The organism is Staphylococcus sp. GDY8P126P, assembly GCF_017891965.1.
GTDB classification, from domain to species: domain Bacteria; phylum Bacillota; class Bacilli; order Staphylococcales; family Staphylococcaceae; genus Staphylococcus; species Staphylococcus saprophyticus.
On record NZ_JAESKG010000005.1, the window covers coordinates 219,138 to 238,793 of the forward strand.

The 19,656-nt window shown below is 32.3% G+C and carries 13 protein-coding genes; 9 read left to right on the forward strand and 4 right to left on the reverse strand.

Features of this window, described 5'->3' with window-relative positions:
• Nucleotides 1-85 precede the first annotated feature (85 nt).
• Nucleotides 86-1,216, forward strand: a complete 1,131-nt coding sequence (sbcD, locus tag KA893_RS10380; RefSeq protein ID WP_037538469.1) for an exonuclease subunit SbcD — start codon at nucleotides 86-88, stop codon at nucleotides 1,214-1,216.
• On the forward strand, nucleotides 1,217-4,246 hold the full coding sequence (gene sbcC / locus KA893_RS10385) for an exonuclease subunit SbcC (RefSeq protein WP_210125766.1): 3,030 nt from the start codon (nucleotides 1,217-1,219) through the stop codon (nucleotides 4,244-4,246).
• Nucleotides 4,247-4,383: 137 nt separating this feature from the next.
• Here the strand turns inward: sbcC and mscL are convergent, their stop codons facing one another.
• Nucleotides 4,384-4,737: a large conductance mechanosensitive channel protein MscL gene (gene mscL, locus KA893_RS10390; protein WP_002483376.1), complete on the reverse strand. Its 354-nt coding sequence runs from the start codon at nucleotides 4,735-4,737 to the stop codon at nucleotides 4,384-4,386.
• A 207-nt stretch (nucleotides 4,738-4,944) separates the two neighbouring features.
• On the opposite strand from mscL, the gene KA893_RS10395 reads away from it, so the two are divergent.
• The 3 genes from KA893_RS10395 (at nucleotide 4,945) to menI (ending at nucleotide 10,136) form a co-directional block, all read left to right on the forward strand.
• Nucleotides 4,945-6,588, forward strand: coding sequence for a BCCT family transporter (locus KA893_RS10395; protein WP_002483375.1), 1,644 nt, complete (start codon nucleotides 4,945-4,947; stop codon nucleotides 6,586-6,588).
• 261 nt (nucleotides 6,589-6,849) lie between these two features.
• Nucleotides 6,850-9,558, forward strand: coding sequence for an aconitate hydratase AcnA (gene acnA, locus KA893_RS10400; RefSeq protein WP_002483374.1), 2,709 nt, complete (start codon nucleotides 6,850-6,852; stop codon nucleotides 9,556-9,558).
• A 119-nt stretch (nucleotides 9,559-9,677) separates the two neighbouring features.
• Nucleotides 9,678-10,136 (forward strand): 1,4-dihydroxy-2-naphthoyl-CoA hydrolase MenI, encoded by a 459-nt coding sequence (menI, locus tag KA893_RS10405; protein ID WP_011303179.1) that lies wholly within the window; start codon nucleotides 9,678-9,680, stop codon nucleotides 10,134-10,136.
• A gap of 78 nt (nucleotides 10,137-10,214) precedes the next feature.
• On the opposite strand, the gene KA893_RS10410 is transcribed toward menI, so the two are convergent.
• Nucleotides 10,215-10,511 carry a HesB/YadR/YfhF family protein gene (locus tag KA893_RS10410; protein WP_002483372.1) on the reverse strand — a complete coding sequence of 99 codons (297 nt, stop codon included), beginning with the start codon at nucleotides 10,509-10,511 and terminating at the stop codon, nucleotides 10,215-10,217.
• Between the two features lie 331 nt (nucleotides 10,512-10,842).
• Nucleotides 10,843-11,451 (reverse strand): glycerol-3-phosphate 1-O-acyltransferase PlsY, encoded by a 609-nt coding sequence (plsY, locus tag KA893_RS10415; protein WP_002483371.1) that lies wholly within the window; start codon nucleotides 11,449-11,451, stop codon nucleotides 10,843-10,845.
• A gap of 200 nt (nucleotides 11,452-11,651) precedes the next feature.
• Between plsY and parE the strand changes: the two genes are divergently transcribed.
• The 4 genes from parE to glcT all read left to right on the forward strand — a co-directional run bounded on the left by parE (nucleotide 11,652) and on the right by glcT (nucleotide 18,781).
• A complete protein-coding gene (gene parE / locus KA893_RS10420) occupies nucleotides 11,652-13,646 on the forward strand; it encodes a DNA topoisomerase IV subunit B (RefSeq protein WP_194375956.1) in 1,995 nt (664 codons plus the stop codon).
• A complete protein-coding gene (parC, locus tag KA893_RS10425; protein ID WP_210125768.1) occupies nucleotides 13,643-16,045 on the forward strand; it encodes a DNA topoisomerase IV subunit A in 2,403 nt (800 codons plus the stop codon). Before parE ends, parC begins: the two co-directional genes overlap by 4 nt.
• A gap of 248 nt (nucleotides 16,046-16,293) precedes the next feature.
• The gene (alsT, locus tag KA893_RS10430; protein ID WP_037538464.1) at nucleotides 16,294-17,736 is read left to right on the forward strand and encodes a glutamine transporter AlsT; all 1,443 of its coding nucleotides are present in this window, start codon (nucleotides 16,294-16,296) and stop codon (nucleotides 17,734-17,736) included.
• A gap of 199 nt (nucleotides 17,737-17,935) precedes the next feature.
• Entirely contained in the window at nucleotides 17,936-18,781 is an 846-nt protein-coding gene (gene glcT / locus KA893_RS10435; RefSeq protein ID WP_194375957.1) for a glucose PTS transporter transcription antiterminator GlcT, read from the forward strand.
• A gap of 163 nt (nucleotides 18,782-18,944) precedes the next feature.
• Here the strand turns inward: glcT and KA893_RS10440 are convergent, their stop codons facing one another.
• On the reverse strand, nucleotides 18,945-19,514 hold the full coding sequence (locus KA893_RS10440; protein ID WP_194375955.1) for a hypothetical protein: 570 nt from the start codon (nucleotides 19,512-19,514) through the stop codon (nucleotides 18,945-18,947).
• Nucleotides 19,515-19,656 lie beyond the last annotated feature (142 nt).

Genomic DNA, 19,656 nt, shown 5'->3' on the forward strand with positions numbered 1-19,656 from the left:
AACGGCTCTTTTAATATACTTGAAGCGTTATGAAAAATATAATAAACTATTAATACGAACAAACGTTCTAAGAGAGGGCGATATAATGAAAATCATACATACTGCGGATTGGCATTTAGGGCGAATATTAAATGGGAAGTCGTTACTAGAAGACCAAGCGTATATACTAGATAAATTTATTGAGGCAATGAAATTAGAACAACCCGACGTTATTGTCATTGCGGGTGATCTATATGACACAAGTTATCCAAATAAAGATGCGATTCAATTACTTGAACAGACAATTGATATATTAAATTTAGAAATGAGTATTCCTTTAATTATGATTAATGGTAACCATGATAGTAAGGAAAGATTAAATTATGGCTCAAAATGGTTTGAAAAATCACATATGTACATACGTACTGACCTTAATGATATGAATAAACCAGTAACGATTGGGAACGTTGATTTTTACACAATGCCTTTTGCCACTATAAATGAAATGCAATATTTCTTTGATGACAAAGCTATAGAAACACACCAACAGGCTTTAAACAGAGTGTTGGTATATATGCATGAAGTCATAGATGAGAATAAAGTGAATATTTTTGTTGGTCATTTAACAGTACAAGGTGGAATTCGCTCTGAATCTGAAAGGCCGTTGACTATAGGTACAGTTGAGTCAGTTGATGAGAATCTATTTAATCAGTTTGATAGAGTTATGCTTGGACATTTACATCATCCTTTCAGTATTGAATCTAATTTTATAAATTACAGTGGTTCATTGTTACAATATTCATTTTCAGAAACGAAACAACCAAAAGGTTATAAAATAGTAGAAATTAAAAATCAAAAAATAACAGACAAATTTATACCATTAAAGCCTCTAAGACAATTAGAAGTGATTGAAGGTAATTATGAAGATGCAATACAAGAAAAGTTAGAAGTAAAACATAAAGAAAATTATTTACATTTTAAATTAAAGCATATGTCACATGTGAGTGATCCTATGATGCATTTGAAGCAAATTTATCCTAATACTTTAGCGTTAACCAATCAGACGTTTGATTTTAATACATCTATACACCATGAAAATATTGAAATTCAAAAATTAGATGATGAAACAATAATTGATAATTTTTATAATAGTATAACGGATGAACATTTAACTACGAATCAAAGTAAAAAAATAGAAAAAATTATGACAGCATTACTTGAGGAGGGTTCTAAATAAATGAGACCCATTAAACTGAATTTAACTAATTTCGGTCCCTTTTTAAATGAAACAATTGATTTTAATAATGTAGAAAATAACCAACTCTTTTTAATCAGTGGAAAAACTGGTTCAGGCAAGACGATGATATTTGATGCTATTGTGTTTGCATTATTTGGTGAAGCTTCCACAAAAGATAGAAAAGAAAGCGATTTAAGGAGTCATTTTGCTGAAAGTAAAAAACCAATGGTTGTCGAATTTGAATTTAAATTAAGAAATCAATATTTTAAAATTCAAAGACAAGGTGCATTTATAAAGGAAGGTAATAAAAATAAAACACTAGGGCAACTAGCAGTTTATCAATATGAACAAGATGATTATGCACTTAGAGAAAGTAAAATTAATAGTGGTAATCAATTTATCAAAGCGCTACTAGGTGTGAATGCTGAACAATTTCGACAACTGTTTATATTACCACAGGGTGAATTTAAACGATTTTTACTCTCGAAAAGTGTGGAAAAACAAGATATATTAAGAACACTGTTTAACAGTCAGAGATTTGAAGAAATTCAAAAAAAATTATCTGATGATGTAAAAGAAGTAAGAGAGCAAATAGAAAAAAGGTACAACGATTTAGAAAATCATTGGAAAGAATTGGAAACTTTTGATGATGAAACATTATGCGAGCATAAAGTAATAAGTGCTAGACAAACGAACAATATCATTAAGGTATTACCAGATTTTAAAATGAAAGCACAAATAATACGAGATGACTTTGAACAGAAAAAAGAAATATTAAAAAATAAAGTCAACAGTACAGAAAATGCTTTAAATAATAATATTAAATTAGAGGATGCTTTAAATAAGCTCAATGAAAATCAACAAAAATATGAAGCATTATTAGTTAATGAACACGAAATCCAAGAAAAAGTTAAGCGTGTAACAGAAATCAACGAAGTAAGACCCATTACGAATTTATTAGAAGTAAAAGAAAATACAATTTCCAAAAAAGGTAAAGTAGCGCAAAGTATTGAAGAAAAATCTAAAAGTATCTTTGATTTGGAGGATAAGATAAAACAAAGTAACCTTGAAGCGGATAACCTTAAAGAGAAGCAAGATGATATTGAGGAACTAAGGCGTTTTATTGAACAGACGCAATTGTTTTTTGAAAAAGCAAATAAATATAAAGATGCCTACAACAATTATCAGTTCACGAAAACAGCATTTACAGATTTAGAAGCGTATTTAACTCAAAAAAATGAGGAAATCAAAGATACTACAGCTAAATTAAATCAACGTCAGCCTGATTATCGAAAGATAGAACAAATTACGGAAGCAATATACAACCTTAATAATGATATTAAACAATTGAAGCAAAATGAAAAAGATAAAATTGAGTATGATGCATTACAGAAAAGAAAAATGCAAAAGCAACGTAATCTTAAAGATTTAAGTCAAAAGCGTGTGCAACTCAATGAGGAATATAATAATATTGATAAATCTAAATTAGATTTAAACAACAAACAAGATGTAATTGCAACAGTACAAGCAGCTCTACATACTGGTGAAACTTGCCCAATCTGTGGTAATGAAATTCATACATTATCGAGTCACGTGGATTTTGATGAAATAATGGAAAGACATCAACAGCTCACGCTATTAGAAGAAAAAATAGCTACTGTAAAAGGAGATATTATTAAATGTGAAAGTGAATTGTCACACATTGAGGAGCAATTATCAAAATATACTATAGCTTCATTGGAAAATATAAATTATGAAGCTATAGAAGATGAAGTTGAGAAGAAATATCAAGAAAAGAAAAAAATAGATGAAGAAAATAATGAAATAGAAAAATTAAAAGACCAATTACAACAATATGAAAAAAGTTCACACGATTTACAGATGAATATTCAAAAAAAAGAACACATATTAAAAGAAAATGAAACTGCGATAAACGATTTTGAAAATACAACAGGTTATAAACGGGTTGATGAATTTTTAACAAAATTTGAAGATGCTTATAATCAAATACGCCAATTTGATCAAACGCTAAATGAAATTGAACAAAAAATACAAAATTATAAGAGTACTTTAGCAATAGAAAAAAATAGTGTAACTTATTTAAAAAATAACCTTGCTGAAATAGAAACTGAAATCAATGAGACTGATATGAAAATCAATGAGGAAATGCAACGTATTGGTTTTACATCATTAGAACAAGTTGAAAAAGTAACAGCACAAGCATCAGAAAAGCAAAATTTAGAAAAAGAAATTGAAACTTTCAAAAAAGAGAAACAATCTTACGAATTATATATAGCGCAACTAAAAGCTGAAACAAATAATAAGAAGCTAGATGATACACAACAACTAAAAGAACGATTTGAAGAAATGCAACAAACATATGAAACAGCTTCAACTGAATTAAGTCAACATGACTATAAAATGGAGTTTAATTCTAAAAAAACAACTGAAATAAATAAAATTATAGATGAGTTAAATAGTGAATTGCAATCTCAACAAGAAGTATTTCAATTAGCAGAAATTTTAGCAGGGAAAAATGAACAAAAATTAACGTTGGAAAATTATGTATTAATATATTACTTGGAGCGTATTCTTACTCAAGCTAATCAGCGCTTAGCAATTATGACGGGACAGAGATACCAATTAACGAGACGAGCTCAAATATCTCAAGGCTATAGTGGACTAGAAATAGATGTGTTCGATGCACATTCAAATCAATCACGCCACATTACATCGTTATCTGGTGGAGAAACATTTCAGGCATCATTAGCATTAGCATTGGGATTAAGTGAAATTGTGCAACAAGAATCAGGTGGGATTTCACTTGATTCAATGTTTGTAGATGAAGGATTTGGTACTTTAGATCAGGAAACACTAGAAACTGCACTAGATACATTGCTAAGTTTAAAATCAACGGGTCGCATGGTTGGGATTATTTCTCACGTAAGTGAACTCAAGCAAAGAATACCGCTTATATTGGAAGTAACCACAGAACAATATCAAAGTACAACGCATTTTAAAAAACAATAGAGTATAAAAAAATATATTTAAATAAGAAAAAAGCCAAGACATTTTGAAATGTCTTGGCTTTTTTGATTTAAACTAGAGCGAACTATGAAAATTTTAAAAAAGCTTAATTTTTTTCGCTTTATACTAATTAAATCGAATTAATTTTTTTCACGTAATAAGTCGCGGATTTCCGTTAATAATACAGTGTTTTCTTCGATTTCTTCTTCCTCTTCTTTCTTCATTAACGTATTAGCAATTTTAACGAAAAGGAATAAAGCGAATGCAATGATGATGAAATCAATAATTGATTGAACGAACATACCATATTTAATACCCATAAATGACCAGCTTTCAGCAAAGTCAACAGTACCGAAAATTAAACCAATTAATGGCATGATAATGTATGAAACTAAAGCAGTAACAATTTTATTAAATGCTGCGCCCATAACTACAGCAACTGCTAAATCTAAAACATTACCTTTAAGTGCAAACTCTTTGAATTCCTTTAACATATAATTAACTCCTCTTAATTAAATTTAAAGTTTATTATACATTATATGTAAAGTTTAGAAAATAGTTTATTTAATGAAATTTGATATTAACTCATTGTTTTGTTATTGTAATACGTGGCTATTACATAAAATAGTAGTGTTTAGAAATTCTAATCATTCTATTTTAGATTCGAAAATTTAATATGATAAGAAAGGGAGTAATTAATTATGAATTCTTCTAGTAACCAACCTAATGGTAAGAAGATATCTCCAGTTTTTATCTATAGTGCGATTATCGTAGCGATTGTTGTTATTATCGGCGCAGTGTTACCGGAACAATTTGATCATGTTACGAATACAATTAAACTATGGATTACAGATAAACTAGGATGGTATTACTTAATTCTTACAACGTTTATTGTATTCTTCTGTATTTTCCTAATCTTTAGCCCGATTGGTAAATTGAAGTTAGGTAAACCGAACGACAAACCTGAATTTAATACAATTTCATGGTTTGCTATGTTGTTCAGTGCTGGTATGGGTATTGGGCTTGTATTCTATGGTGCAGCAGAACCAATGGCTGACTTTGCAGCGCCGCCAAATGCGGATCCGAAAACTGCAGCAGCTTATACCGAGGCCTTACGTTCAACATTTTTCCATTGGGGATTCCATGCATGGGCAATTTATGGCGTAGTTGCATTAGCGCTCGCTTATGCCCAATTTAGAAAAGGCGAACCTGGATTAATTTCTAGAACATTACGTCCTATCTTAGGAAATAAAGTTGAAGGCCCAATTGGGACAATCATTGATGTGCTTGCTGTATTCGCTACAGTAGTAGGTGTTGCCGTATCACTAGGTATGGGCGCATTGCAAATCAATGGTGGGCTTCACTATTTATTTGGCATACCAAATAATGTTTGGGTACAAGCAATTATTATTGTAGTTGTAACTATTCTATTTATTATGAGTGCTTGGTCTGGTTTAAGTAAAGGCATCCAATATTTAAGTAATTTAAATATTAGTTTAGGTGCAATTTTAATGATTGCTGTTTTAATCATTGGACCGACAGTATTGATTTTAAATATGATGACAAGTTCTACAGGTAGTTTGTTGAACTCATTCTTATTAAATACGTTTGACACTGCAGCTTTAAACCCTCAAAAACGTGAATGGATGTCTAGTTGGACACTTTACTATTGGGGTTGGTGGTTAAGTTGGAGCCCATTCGTAGGTATTTTCATTGCACGTGTATCTAAAGGACGTTCTATTCGTGAATTTATTGCTGGGGTACTTTTAGTACCAGCGTTAGTAAGTTTCGTTTGGTTCAGTGTATTCGGTGTACTTGGAATTGAAACTGGTAAGAAAAATCCAGAATTATTCGATATGACTGCTGAAACACAACTCTTTGGTGTGTTCAATGAAATTCCACTAGGTATTATACTATCTATTATTGCATTAGTATTAATCGCATCATTCTTTATTACCTCTGCTGACTCAGCAACATTTGTATTAGGTATGCAAACGACAAATGGTTCATTAGAGCCTTCTATTATGATTAAAGTTACATGGGGTATCGCACAATCATTAATTGCATTCGTATTATTATTTGCTGGTGGAGGTAATGGTGCTGAAGCATTGAATGCGATTCAAAGTGCCGCCATTATAAGTGCCTTACCGTTCTCCTTTGTAGTGATCATGATGATGATTTCATTCTACAAAGATGCGAACCAAGAGCGTAAGTTCTTAGGACTTACTTTGACACCAAATAAACATAGATTGCAAGATTATGTACAACATCAACAAGAAGATTATGAAGATGATATTATTGAAAAACGTACACCATTAAGAGATGCAGAAAAAGCAGAAAAATAATATTGATTAATAGTCAAAAACTGAGAATCCAATTGGGTTCTCAGTTTTTTTGTAGGATAATGAAATTAGCTGATAATGATTCTCAATTGATAATAATAACTTATTACACCTGCATTTAGCAATAAGTTTTGCTTATGTATACTGATTGAAAAATCAAATCTAATTTAGCCATGTTTCTGGCTCTATCTAGTTGTTTTAAACTACATATAATTATACAATTTAACTAACGGCATATATTAAAAAAATTCAAGGGGGATTTATATGGCTTCTAATATTAAACAGCAAGCGAAAAAATCGTTTGACTTAAATGGGAAATCATACACGTATTATGATTTAAACACTTTAGAAGAACAAGGTTTAACTAAAGTAGCGAAACTGCCATATTCAATTAGAGTATTACTAGAATCTGTTTTAAGACAAGAAGATGGTTTTGTAATTACAGATGAACACATCAAAGCGTTATCTGATTTTACTGAAGGTGCAAAAGGAGAAGTGCCTTTCAAACCTTCACGTGTAATTCTACAAGATTTCACAGGTGTACCTGCTGTCGTAGACTTAGCTTCATTACGTAAAGCCATGAATGATGTAGGTGGCGACTTAAATAAGATCAATCCAGAAGTGCCTGTTGATTTAGTTATCGACCACTCAGTACAAGTAGATAGCTATGCTAATCCAGAAGCACTAGAACGAAATATGAAATTAGAGTTTGAAAGAAACTATGAACGTTACCAGTTCTTAAATTGGGCAACTAAAGCATTTAATAATTATAGTGCTGTTCCACCAGCAACGGGTATCGTACACCAAGTTAACTTAGAATACCTAGCTAACGTTGTGCATGCACGTGAAGTTGATGGTGAAACTGTTGCATTCCCAGACACATTAGTTGGTACCGATTCACATACGACAATGATTAACGGTCTTGGCGTATTAGGTTGGGGTGTCGGTGGTATTGAAGCCGAAGCTGGTATGTTAGGTCAACCTTCATACTTCCCAATTCCTGAAGTTATTGGTGTTAGACTATCAAATGCTTTACCACAAGGTGCTACTGCAACGGACTTAGCATTACGTGTAACACAAGAGTTACGTAAAAAAGGCGTTGTAGGCAAATTTGTTGAGTTCTTCGGTCCAGGTGTACAACATTTACCATTAGCTGACCGTGCAACAATTGCTAATATGGCTCCTGAATACGGTGCTACTTGTGGTTTCTTCCCAGTAGATGAAGAAGCATTAAAATATATGCGTTTAACAGGTCGTTCTGAAGAACAAATTGACTTAGTTAAAACATATTTAGAAGAAAATAGCATGTTCTTTACTGTAGAAAAAGAAGATCCTGAGTACACAGATGTTGTAGAACTTGATTTAGCTACTGTTGAAGCTTCATTATCAGGTCCTAAACGTCCACAAGATTTAATCTTCTTGAGTGACATGAAAAAAGAATTCGAAAAATCAGTAACTGCACCAGCGGGTAACCAAGGTCATGGTTTTGATAAGAGTGAATTTGATAAAACTGCAACAATTGAATTTAAAGATGGCACTTCAACAACTATGAAGACGGGTGATTTAGCGATCGCTGCGATTACTTCATGTACGAATACATCTAACCCATATGTTATGTTAGGTGCTGGGCTTGTTGCTAAAAAAGCAGTTGAAAAAGGTCTTAAAGTACCTGAATATGTTAAAACATCATTAGCTCCAGGTTCAAAAGTTGTTACTGGTTATTTAAGAGATTCTGGTTTAAATGAATATCTTGATGACTTAGGATTCAACCTTGTTGGTTATGGTTGTACAACATGTATCGGTAACTCTGGTCCATTATTAGAAGAAATTGAAAAAGCGATTGCTGAAGAAGATTTACTTGTTACTTCTGTTTTATCAGGTAACCGTAACTTTGAAGGTCGTATTCATCCATTAGTTAAAGCTAACTATTTAGCATCACCACAATTAGTGGTTGCTTATGCTTTAGCTGGTACAGTAGATATTGACTTACAAAATGAACCACTTGGTAAAGGTAAAGATGGCGAAGATGTATATCTAAAAGATATTTGGCCATCAATCAAAGAAGTTTCAGACACAGTTGATACTGTTGTTACACCAGATTTATTTAAAGAAGAGTACGAAACTGTATATAACAATAACGAAATGTGGAATGAAATTGATGTAACAGATCAACCTTTATATGATTTTGATCCAGAATCAACTTATATCCAAAATCCTTCATTTTTCCAAGGTTTATCTAAAGAACCAGGAACAATTGATTCATTAAATAATTTACGAGTAATGGGTAAATTTGGTGATTCTGTAACGACAGACCATATTTCTCCAGCAGGTGCGATTGGTAAAGATACACCAGCAGGTAAATATTTAATTGAACATGGCGTGCCAATTCGTCAATTTAACTCATATGGTTCTCGTCGTGGTAACCATGAAGTTATGGTGCGGGGTACATTTGCGAATATTCGTATTAAAAACCAACTTGCACCTGGTACTGAAGGTGGCTATACTACTTACTGGCCTACAGGTGAACAAATGTCTATATTTGATGCAGCTATGAAATATAAGGAAAACGGTACTGGATTAGTTGTATTAGCAGGTAACGACTACGGTATGGGTTCTTCACGTGACTGGGCAGCCAAAGGTACAAACTTATTAGGCGTTAAAACAGTTATTGCGCAGAGTTACGAACGTATTCACCGTTCAAACTTAGTAATGATGGGCGTATTGCCGCTACAATTCCAAGAGGGCGAATCAGCTGATAGTTTAGGTATCGATGGTACTGAAGTTATCTCTGTAGACATTGATGAAAATGTTAAGCCACACGACTTAGTTAAAGTCCAAGCTAAAAAAGACAATGGTGAGGTAATTGAATTTAAAGCTATTGCTCGTTTCGACTCAAATGTAGAAATGGATTACTATCGTCATGGTGGTATCTTACAACTTGTATTAAGAAATAAACTAGCTGGACAACAATAAAAAAACAAACCTGTATAATAAGTTTACTGATGGACTGGCCATATGCTAGTCCATCTTTTTTATGTTAATATTTAAGGTATGATATGTATCAGTAGAAATATTGAAAAGAGGATGCAAAAATGATTTACAGTATGACACAAATTGAAGCACGTTATTCAGAAACTGATCAAATGGGTGTAATCTATCATGGTAATTATCCTACGTGGTTTGAAGTAGCAAGAACAGATTATATTTCTAAACTAGGTTTTAGTTATAAGGATATGGAAGATAGTGGTATTATTTCGCCAGTAATCGATTTAGATATCAAGTATATTAAATCGATCTTTTATCCGGAAAAAGTAACAATAAAAACATGGGTTGAAAGATATTCACGTTTGCGATCCATATATAAATATGAAATCTATAATGAAGCAGGGGAACTTGCAACAACAGGTTCAACGGCATTGACTTGTATAAAAAAAGAAGATTTCAAACCAATTAGATTAGATAAATATTTCCCTGAGTGGCATGCAACTTATAGTGAAGTTGATAAAAGAAACAAGGCTGGAGAGTGCTTAGAGGTCATAAACGGCTTATAAAACGAAGTGGTTAATATCTATATCTATATATAATAAAAAGCGTCTGACACTTGAGCCAGGCGCTTTTTATTATATAGGTTATTTTGTAGCATATGAAATTTCATCAATGCCATCATTTACGTCAATAAATAAATTATGGTCTTCAAAATACCATAAATCTTTTTCAGCAATTACGACATCTAAACCGTCGTAATGATTTTCATAACCAATTTCAACATCCTCTTTTTTGTCAACGCTAAATGCAGGACTGAATCCTTGTTTTAATTGGAATTCGCCACCATAACGTACAAAGAATTGTAAGACTTTGTCACCTTCAGGTAATTCAAGTTCTTCTTTAAACCAAGACACGGCATTATTTGAAAGTTCTATTTCCATAATAAAAGTCTCCTTTCGGTTCACAAGTACTTAACTTATGACTATTGGCAACCAAATTGAATTAGTATTTTTATATACTACCCACTTTCAGTAATATTAAAAGTAGTATAACATAATTTTTCAATTAGTTATGTCAAATCATTCTACAATGCGGAGAAATATATATAACGCATGATAATGATACATATAAGTAGTATAATAGAATTAATGATCATAAAGCTGTGTTTAAATCTTACGATTCAATATGTGATATAAAAAAGCTGGAGGCATTAACGCCCCAGCTCAAATTTTGTTTACAACATATTATTTTGTAGAAAGACTATTGTAATAGTTACATCCATTTAATTTTAGGTTCTTCACCCTTAAATATCCTTACAATATTAGTTCGATGTCTAATAATGAGCAATACACCGACACCAATACTAACAATAAATAGGATATAGTCTCGAATTAATAATGCACCAATGACGCAACAAATAGATGCAATGATACTTGATAACGATACATATTTTGTTAAATATAATATTCCAAAGAAAATTGCTGCTAATATTAATAATAAGACAGGATTGACACCTAGTATGACACCAGCACTTGTTGCAACGGCTTTTCCGCCTTTGAATCCAAGATAAACTGGATATACATGGCCTAAAATTGCAAAAGCACCAACAATAAGTCCATTTGTGAAAAATGTAGTTATTGGGCCTTCAGCTTGGACAGGTAACCATAGTGGAAAGAACACTACAATGAACCCTTTAAATATGTCTAGGAAAGTTACAAGAAATCCAGCAGGTTTTCCTAATACTCTAAAGCTGTTTGTTGCCCCAGTGTTACCACTTCCGAATTGACGGATATCTTTTTTGAAAAATAGTTTACCTATTACATAGCCACTTGGGAAAGCACCGATAAGGTAACTTAGTATTAACATGATTACAATCATCATATATAATCCACATCCTTTAATGACATTAAAATTATTTTACCATATAAGCATAGGATAATACGAATGAAAATTTAAAATGGGTATTATTTCTCAATTGAAAATTCATTTGATACTTGCATTTTATCAAGATTTATATAAGAATAACTAATGTATAGTTTTAAAAACGAACGTACGTTTGTAGGAGGGCGAAACGATTGGCAATGAATAAGAAAAATAATTATTCGGATGATTCCATTCAGGTACTTGAGGGATTAGAGGCCGTAAGAAAAAGACCTGGGATGTATATTGGTTCTACCGATAAACGTGGATTACATCATCTAGTATATGAAGTTGTCGATAATTCCGTCGATGAAGTATTAAATGGTTTTGGTAGCGAAATCCAAGTTACAATTAATAAAGATGAAAGCATTACAATTGAAGATAATGGTCGTGGGATGCCAACAGGTATACATACATCTGGAAAACCTACAGTACAAGTCATTTTCACAATACTTCATGCTGGTGGAAAATTTGGACAAGGCGGATATAAAACATCAGGTGGATTACATGGTGTTGGTGCATCCGTTGTTAATGCATTAAGTGAATGGTTAGAAGTAGAAATATACAGAGATAGCAATATCTATACTCAAAGTTTTGCACAAGGTGGTAAACCAACAACTGGTTTGGTTAAACACGGGAAGACTAAAAAGACTGGAACTAAGGTGACATTTAAACCAGATCCAGAGATATTTAAATCAGCAACATCTTTTAATTATGATGTTTTAAGTGAGCGACTTCAGGAGTCAGCTTTTTTACTTAAGCGTCTTAAAATAACATTGAAAGACTTAAGAGCTGGAAAAGAACGTGAAGATGTTTTTCACTATGAAGATGGTATTAAAGAATTCGTTGCTTATGTTAATGAAGGAAAAGAAGTTTTACATGATGTAGCCGACTTTTCTGGGGAAGCTAATAATATCGAAGTTGAAGTTGCATTCCAATACAATGATCAATATTCAGAAGGTATTTTGAGCTTCGTTAATAATGTGCGTACAAAAGACGGGGGTACACATGAAGTTGGCTTCAAATCTGCAATGACACGTGTATTTAATGATTATGCACGCCGTATTAATGAACTAAAAGAAAAAGATAAAAATTTAGATGGAAATGATATTAGAGAAGGGTTAACAGCTATTATTTCCATCCGTATTCCGGAAGAGTTACTTCAATTTGAAGGACAAACAAAGTCTAAATTGGGTACACCAGAAGCTAGAAGTGCAGTGGATTCTGTAGTAGCAGACAAACTTCCATATTATTTAGAAGAAAAAGGTCAGTTATCAAAATCACTTGTTAAAAAAGCGCTGAAAGCACAACAAGCTAGAGAAGCTGCGCGTAAAGCTCGTGAAGATGCACGTTCCGGTAAGAAAAATAAACGTAAAGATACTTTACTTTCAGGTAAATTAACGCCAGCTCAAAGTAAAAATACTGAGAAGAAAGAACTTTATCTTGTTGAGGGTGACTCAGCAGGTGGTTCAGCAAAATTAGGTAGAGATCGTAAATACCAGGCTATTCTGCCTTTAAGAGGTAAAGTCATTAACACAGAAAAAGCACGTCTAGATGACATATTTAAAAATGAAGAAATTAATACGATTATTCATACTATTGGTGCTGGTGTTGGAAATGAATTTAAAATTGAAGATAGTAATTATAACAGAATAATTATTATGACTGATGCGGATACGGATGGTGCACATATACAAGTACTGTTATTAACATTTTTCTTTAAATATATGAAACCACTTGTAGAAGCTGGAAGGGTATTTATTGCCTTACCCCCCCTCTATAAATTAGAAAAAGGGAAAGGCCCCTCAAGAAAAATCGAATACGCATGGACTGATGAAGAATTAGAAAAATTACAAAAAAAATTAGGCAAAGGTTTCTCATTACAACGTTATAAAGGTTTAGGTGAAATGAACGCTGATCAATTATGGGAAACGACAATGAACCCAGATACAAGAACACTCATCAGAGTTCAAGTTGAAGATGAATTACGTTCTTCTAAACGTGTAACAACATTAATGGGTGACAAAGTTGCGCCTAGACGTGAATGGATAGAAAACCATGTTGAATTTGGATTACAAGAAGAACAAAGTATATTAGACAATAATGAAATCCAAATTTTAGAACAGGAACATCCTAATGAGGAGGAAATCAATTGAGTGAAATAATTCAAGATTTATCGCTAGAAGATGTTATTGGCGATCGTTTTGGTAGATATAGTAAATACATCATTCAAGAGCGTGCATTGCCAGACGTTCGTGATGGGCTCAAACCTGTTCAAAGACGTATTTTGTATGCTATGTATTCTAGTGGTAACACATATGATAAAAATTTCCGTAAAAGTGCTAAAACAGTCGGTGACGTAATTGGACAGTATCACCCTCATGGCGACTCATCTGTGTATGGTGCTATGGTAAGACTCAGTCAGGGATGGAAGCTGCGTCATGTGCTCATAGAAATGCAAGGGAATAACGGTAGTATCGACAATGACCCGGCTGCAGCAATGCGTTATACAGAAGCTAAGTTAAGTCGTATTTCTGAAGAACTTTTAAGAGATATTAATAAAGAAACAGTACCATTCATGCCAAACTATGATGATACTACTTTGGAACCGATGGTATTACCAGCAAGGTTACCTAATTTATTAATTAACGGAAGTACGGGTATTTCTGCTGGTTATGCAACAGATATTCCACCACATAATTTGGGTGAGGTGATTCAGGCTACACTTAAATTTATCGATAATCCTGATATCACAGTAGCTCAGTTGATGAAGTATGTTAAAGGACCAGATTTCCCAACAGGTGGCATTATACAAGGTATAGATGGTATAAAAAAAGCTTATGAAACTGGTAAAGGTAAAATTATTGTTCGTTCAAAAGTCGAAGATGAAGAATTAAGAAATGGCAGAAAGCAATTAATTGTTACTGAAGTCCCATATGAAGTGAATAAGAGTTCACTTGTTAAAAAGATGGATGAATTACGTGCTGATAAAAAAGTGGATGGTATTGTTGAGGTAAGAGATGAGACAGACCGTACTGGATTACGTATTGCCATTGAATTGAAAAAGGACGTAAATAGTGAAGCTGTATTAAATTACTTATACAAAAATACAGATTTACAAGTTGCTTATAACTTTAATATGGTTGCTATTAGTGAAGGTAGACCAGTATTAATGGGGATTCGTCAATTTATTGATAGTTATTTAAATCATCAAATTGATGTTGTGACTAAACGTACACGTTATGAATTAGATCATGCTGAAAGCAGAATGCATATTGTTGAAGGTCTTATGAAAGCATTATCTATTTTAGATGAAGTTATCAAGTTAATTAGAGCTTCTAAGAATAAAAAAGATGCTAAAGACAACTTAGTCGCTGAATTTGATTTTACAGAGGCACAGGCCGAAGCGATCGTAACACTACAATTATATCGTTTAACGAACACAGATATTGTGCAACTACAAGAAGAGCACGATGAATTAAAATCACTAATTGGACGTTTAAAAAATATTTTAGATGATCATAGTGCACTTTTAAATGTAATAAAAGAAGAATTAACAGAAATTCGCAATCGTTTTAAACAAGGGCGTTTGTCTTCAATAGAAGCAGAGATTTCTGAAATTAAAATTGATAAAGAAGTTATGATTCCTAGTGAAACGGTTATTATGAGTGTTACAAAACACGGTTATATAAAACGCACTTCATTACGTAGTTATAATGCCAGTGGCGTAAATGAAATTGGTGTAAAAGACGGTGATGTACTTATGAAACATCAAGAAGTCAATACACTTGATACTGCATTGGTCTTTACTAATAAAGGGCGTTATCTATTTATTCCAGTACATAAATTAGCTGAAATTAAATGGAAAGAATTAGGTCAACATGTTTCTCAAATTGTGCCACTTGATGAAGGTGAATTTATCATCGATGCGTATTGTGAAAGTGATTTTAAACCAGACGCATTTTATATTTTAGCTACGCGTCATGGAATGATTAAACGCAGTAATGTTTCTATGTTTAAAACATCACGATTCAATAAACCTCTCGTTGCAATGAAAGTGAAAGATGATGACGAAATTATTAATGTCATGCGCATAGACTCTACTCAATTAATTACTGTTATTACAAACAAAGGTATGTCATTAACCTATAGTAGTGATGAACTCTCTGATACAGGATTGAGAGCAGCTGGCGTTAAATCAATTAATCTAAAAGATGAAGACTTTGCCGTGTTAACACAGGTCATTAGTGCAAACAACTCAATTTTAATGGCAACACAACGAGGATCACTAAAACGTATTGGTTTCAAAGTACTACAAACAGCCAAACGTGCACAACGTGGAATTACATTACTGAAAGAATTGAAAAAATCACCGCATCGTATTGTAGCGGCTGACGTAATTCAACCTGAGCACACGACTTACACGATTTATTCTGATAAACAACAAGAATCTGGCGCCATTAAAGATATTCATTTGTCTGAACAATATACAAATGGCAGCTTTATTGTAGATACAAGTGAATTTGGTGAAATTATTGACTTAGAAGTTAATTAGGGGTAATTTTTTAAAAATTATTAGTAAATACAGCTATATGGTGATAAAATACCAGTTAGGTGCAATAAATTATTAAAAAAGAGGTTTATAGCAGTGTGAAAAGTATCGTATTAGGCGTATGACTAGGGCGTACTTTTTCATCATTTTATAAGTGGCATGTAATGAAATGTTACAATTCCTTATAAGACTGTCTATAAATCTCTTGCTCTAATTTGAAATTAAATATTACATAGATGAGAGGGATTAAATTGAAAGATTTTGATAGTTTAATTCCAGATTGGTTCAAAGCTTTTGTTCAAGTCGGGAATGATTTAATCTGGTCACAATATCTAATTGGACTTTTAATAACAGCGGGTATATTCTTTACTATCGGCTCTAAATTTGTGCAATTAAGATGGATTCCAGAAATGTTTCGTGCTATTGGTGAAAAACCTGAAACATTAGATAACGGTAAAAAAGGTATTTCTCCATTCCAAGCATTTGCGATAAGTGCTGGTTCTAGGGTTGGTACTGGTAATATAGCGGGTGTTGCTACAGCTATAGTACTTGGTGGTCCTGGTGCAGTCTTTTGGATGTGGGTTATTGCATTTATAGGTGCAGCGAGTGCCTTTATTGAAGCAACTTTAGCACAAGTATACAAAGTGCCTGATGAAGAAGGCGGTTACCGTGGTGGACCAGCTTATTACATAACTAAAGGTTTAAATCAAAAATGGTTAGGTATCGTGTTTGCTGTATTAATTACGGTTACTTTTGCTTTTGTATTTAATACAGTTCAATCTAATACAATTGCTGAATCATTGAAAACACAATATAATGTAGATCCTATAATAACAGGCATTATTTTAGCGGTACTTACTGCTATCATTATATTTGGTGGTGTACGTAGTATCGCCAATTTATCTTCAGTTATTGTACCTGTTATGGCTATTATTTATATCGGTTTAGTTCTAGTGATTCTTATCATGAACTATGATCAAATTATTCCAATGATTTCTACAATTATTAAAAGTGCATTTGGATTTGAACAAGTAACAGGTGGTGCAGTTGGTGCTGCCATACTACAAGGTGTAAAACGTGGTCTATTTTCTAATGAAGCTGGTATGGGTTCTGCGCCTAACGCAGCAGCGACAGCAGCACCACCACACCCTGTTAAACAAGGTTTAATTCAAGCACTCGGTGTATTCTTTGACACGATGCTAGTTTGTACAGCAACGGCTATTATGATATTGCTTTATAGCGGTTTAGAGTTTGGTGAAAATGCATCACAAGGTGTTGCCGTAACGCAATCAGCTTTAAATGAGCATCTTGGTAGTGCTGGTGGTATATTCTTAACGATTGCCATTACACTCTTTGCATTTTCTTCAGTAGTTGGTAATTATTACTACGGCCAATCTAATATCGAGTTCTTATCAAAAAATAGAACAATATTATTTATCTTTAGATGTTTAGTTGTCGTATTAGTGTTTGTTGGTGCAGTAATTAAGACAGAAACTGTTTGGAGTACTGCAGATGTATTTATGGGATTGATGGCGATTGTCAACTTAGTAGCAATCATAGGTCTTTCAAACATTGCATTTGCTGTTATGAACGATTACCAACATCAACGTAAAGCTGGCAAAAAACCAGTTTTCAAACCAGAAGAATTAGAAATCAATTTATTTGGTATTGAAAGTTGGGGCATGAAAAAATAATCAAATTGATAATTAGTTCATAAATATCAAAGCTTAAAGCGTCTTTTAAGATTGTCACGATAAAGTGACATCTTAGAGGCGTTTTTTGTTTTTTTAATCAACTCGTAAGGCATATTTATTAATTAGAATAGAATAATTCTTTCATTTTATAATTAGTCACTATATAATATTGAGTAAGATAAAGATAAGGATGATTGATGTGAATGATTTCTTAATAACTAAGGTTCTCAATAATAATGTGATTATTTGTACAAAAGCACAAGCGGAATATGTATTAATTGCAAAAGGCATTGGGTTTAATAAAAAAAGTGGCATGATTTTACAAGAGAATCAAACGATAGAAAAAATATACATATTGGATCAAAAATCACAGCAAGACCATTATAAAACATTAATGGAGCTAGCAAATGATACTTTAATTCAAGCAGTGATAGAAGCAGTTGATATTATTACGAATTCGGAAATGAAGGTAGATAACCAAAAATTAGTCATTTCATTAACCGATCATATTATTTTTGCTTATAAGCGGTTGAAGCAAAATCAGTTGATTAATAACCCTTTTATTGTAGAAACTAAACAGTTGTATAGCAAAGAATACAAAATAGCTGAAAAAGTAATTGAACGTTTAAATCACGTATTGGAGGTTCACTTTCCTGAAGATGAAATTGGTTTTATTGCATTACATATTGCTTCGAATACTGAATCATTGTCCATGCGTGAGATGGATTTAATCAACGAACTGATTAATAAGAGTGTTTTTATTTTAGAAAATGATTTGAAACAAACGATAGATAAGGATACTATTCAATATCAACGTTTTATAAGACATATTCAATTCTTAATTAAACGATTACGAAATGGTGAATCATTAAAGAAAACCAATGCTTTTGAAGCACTACTCAAAGAACAATATCCATTATGTTTTAATATTGCATTGAAAATCATGCGACTTTTACAACAAGAATTGAAAATAAAAGTGTATGAGGCAGAGGTTATCTATTTAACGCTACATGTCTACCACTTTATGGAAAACCATAAATCTTAACAAGATAGTAGTTAAACAGAAAGTCATATATAAAGTGGATTGATAATTGAATGTATAATAAAAACAAACCAGATGCTATATTTGCCATCTGGTTTGTTTTTTGTATTTGTGAATCATATCTATAAATGATAGGCGTCATAGGATATAACAATTTAATTATTTATTAGTTAGCGCTGGCGTGAAGATTGATATGAATGTTTTTGCCATAATATTGTTGGTCATATGTATTTATAGGTTTATTTAGTACAATTTCTATTTGTTTTGGTTGTTTTTGTGAATCTAATTTAGTGAATGCATAGCCACGTTTCTTAGTACCTGAGTCTAACTCATCTACTAGAGTGGTTGATTTTGGCATATTTAATTTTGTTTTTTTATCTAATATGATTTTTACATCACCAGTATATTTTATAGGTACTGGTGTTTCATTTATAACGTCACCAAAATATCCTAAATAAAGGTCATGTGTCTTTGTATTTTCAATTAGTAAATAGGAAAATGCTGTTCTAAAAGTTTTGTTATTTGTTGATGTTATACCTGTTTTAGATGAATGGTTATTTGTATATTTTTGAACTGATTTATAAGTAGTATCATTATTTTTAGAATAAAATGTGCTACCTATCTCAGCTTTAGCAAATATCAGTGGATCTGTCATTTGCTTTTTTGAACTTTTGGTATAACTGTAACCAGCTAAACCGATTAGAAGAATTAATATAATGACTATTGTCTTTTTCAATGAAATGCTCCTATTTTAAGTCGTGTATTATATGTGTAATTATATTATACGATTATAAAATGAATAAATAAAGATGATTAATGAAAAATAATATATTAATTGGCGTAAAACTAAAAGAAAATGGATAAAGTCCGTATAATTG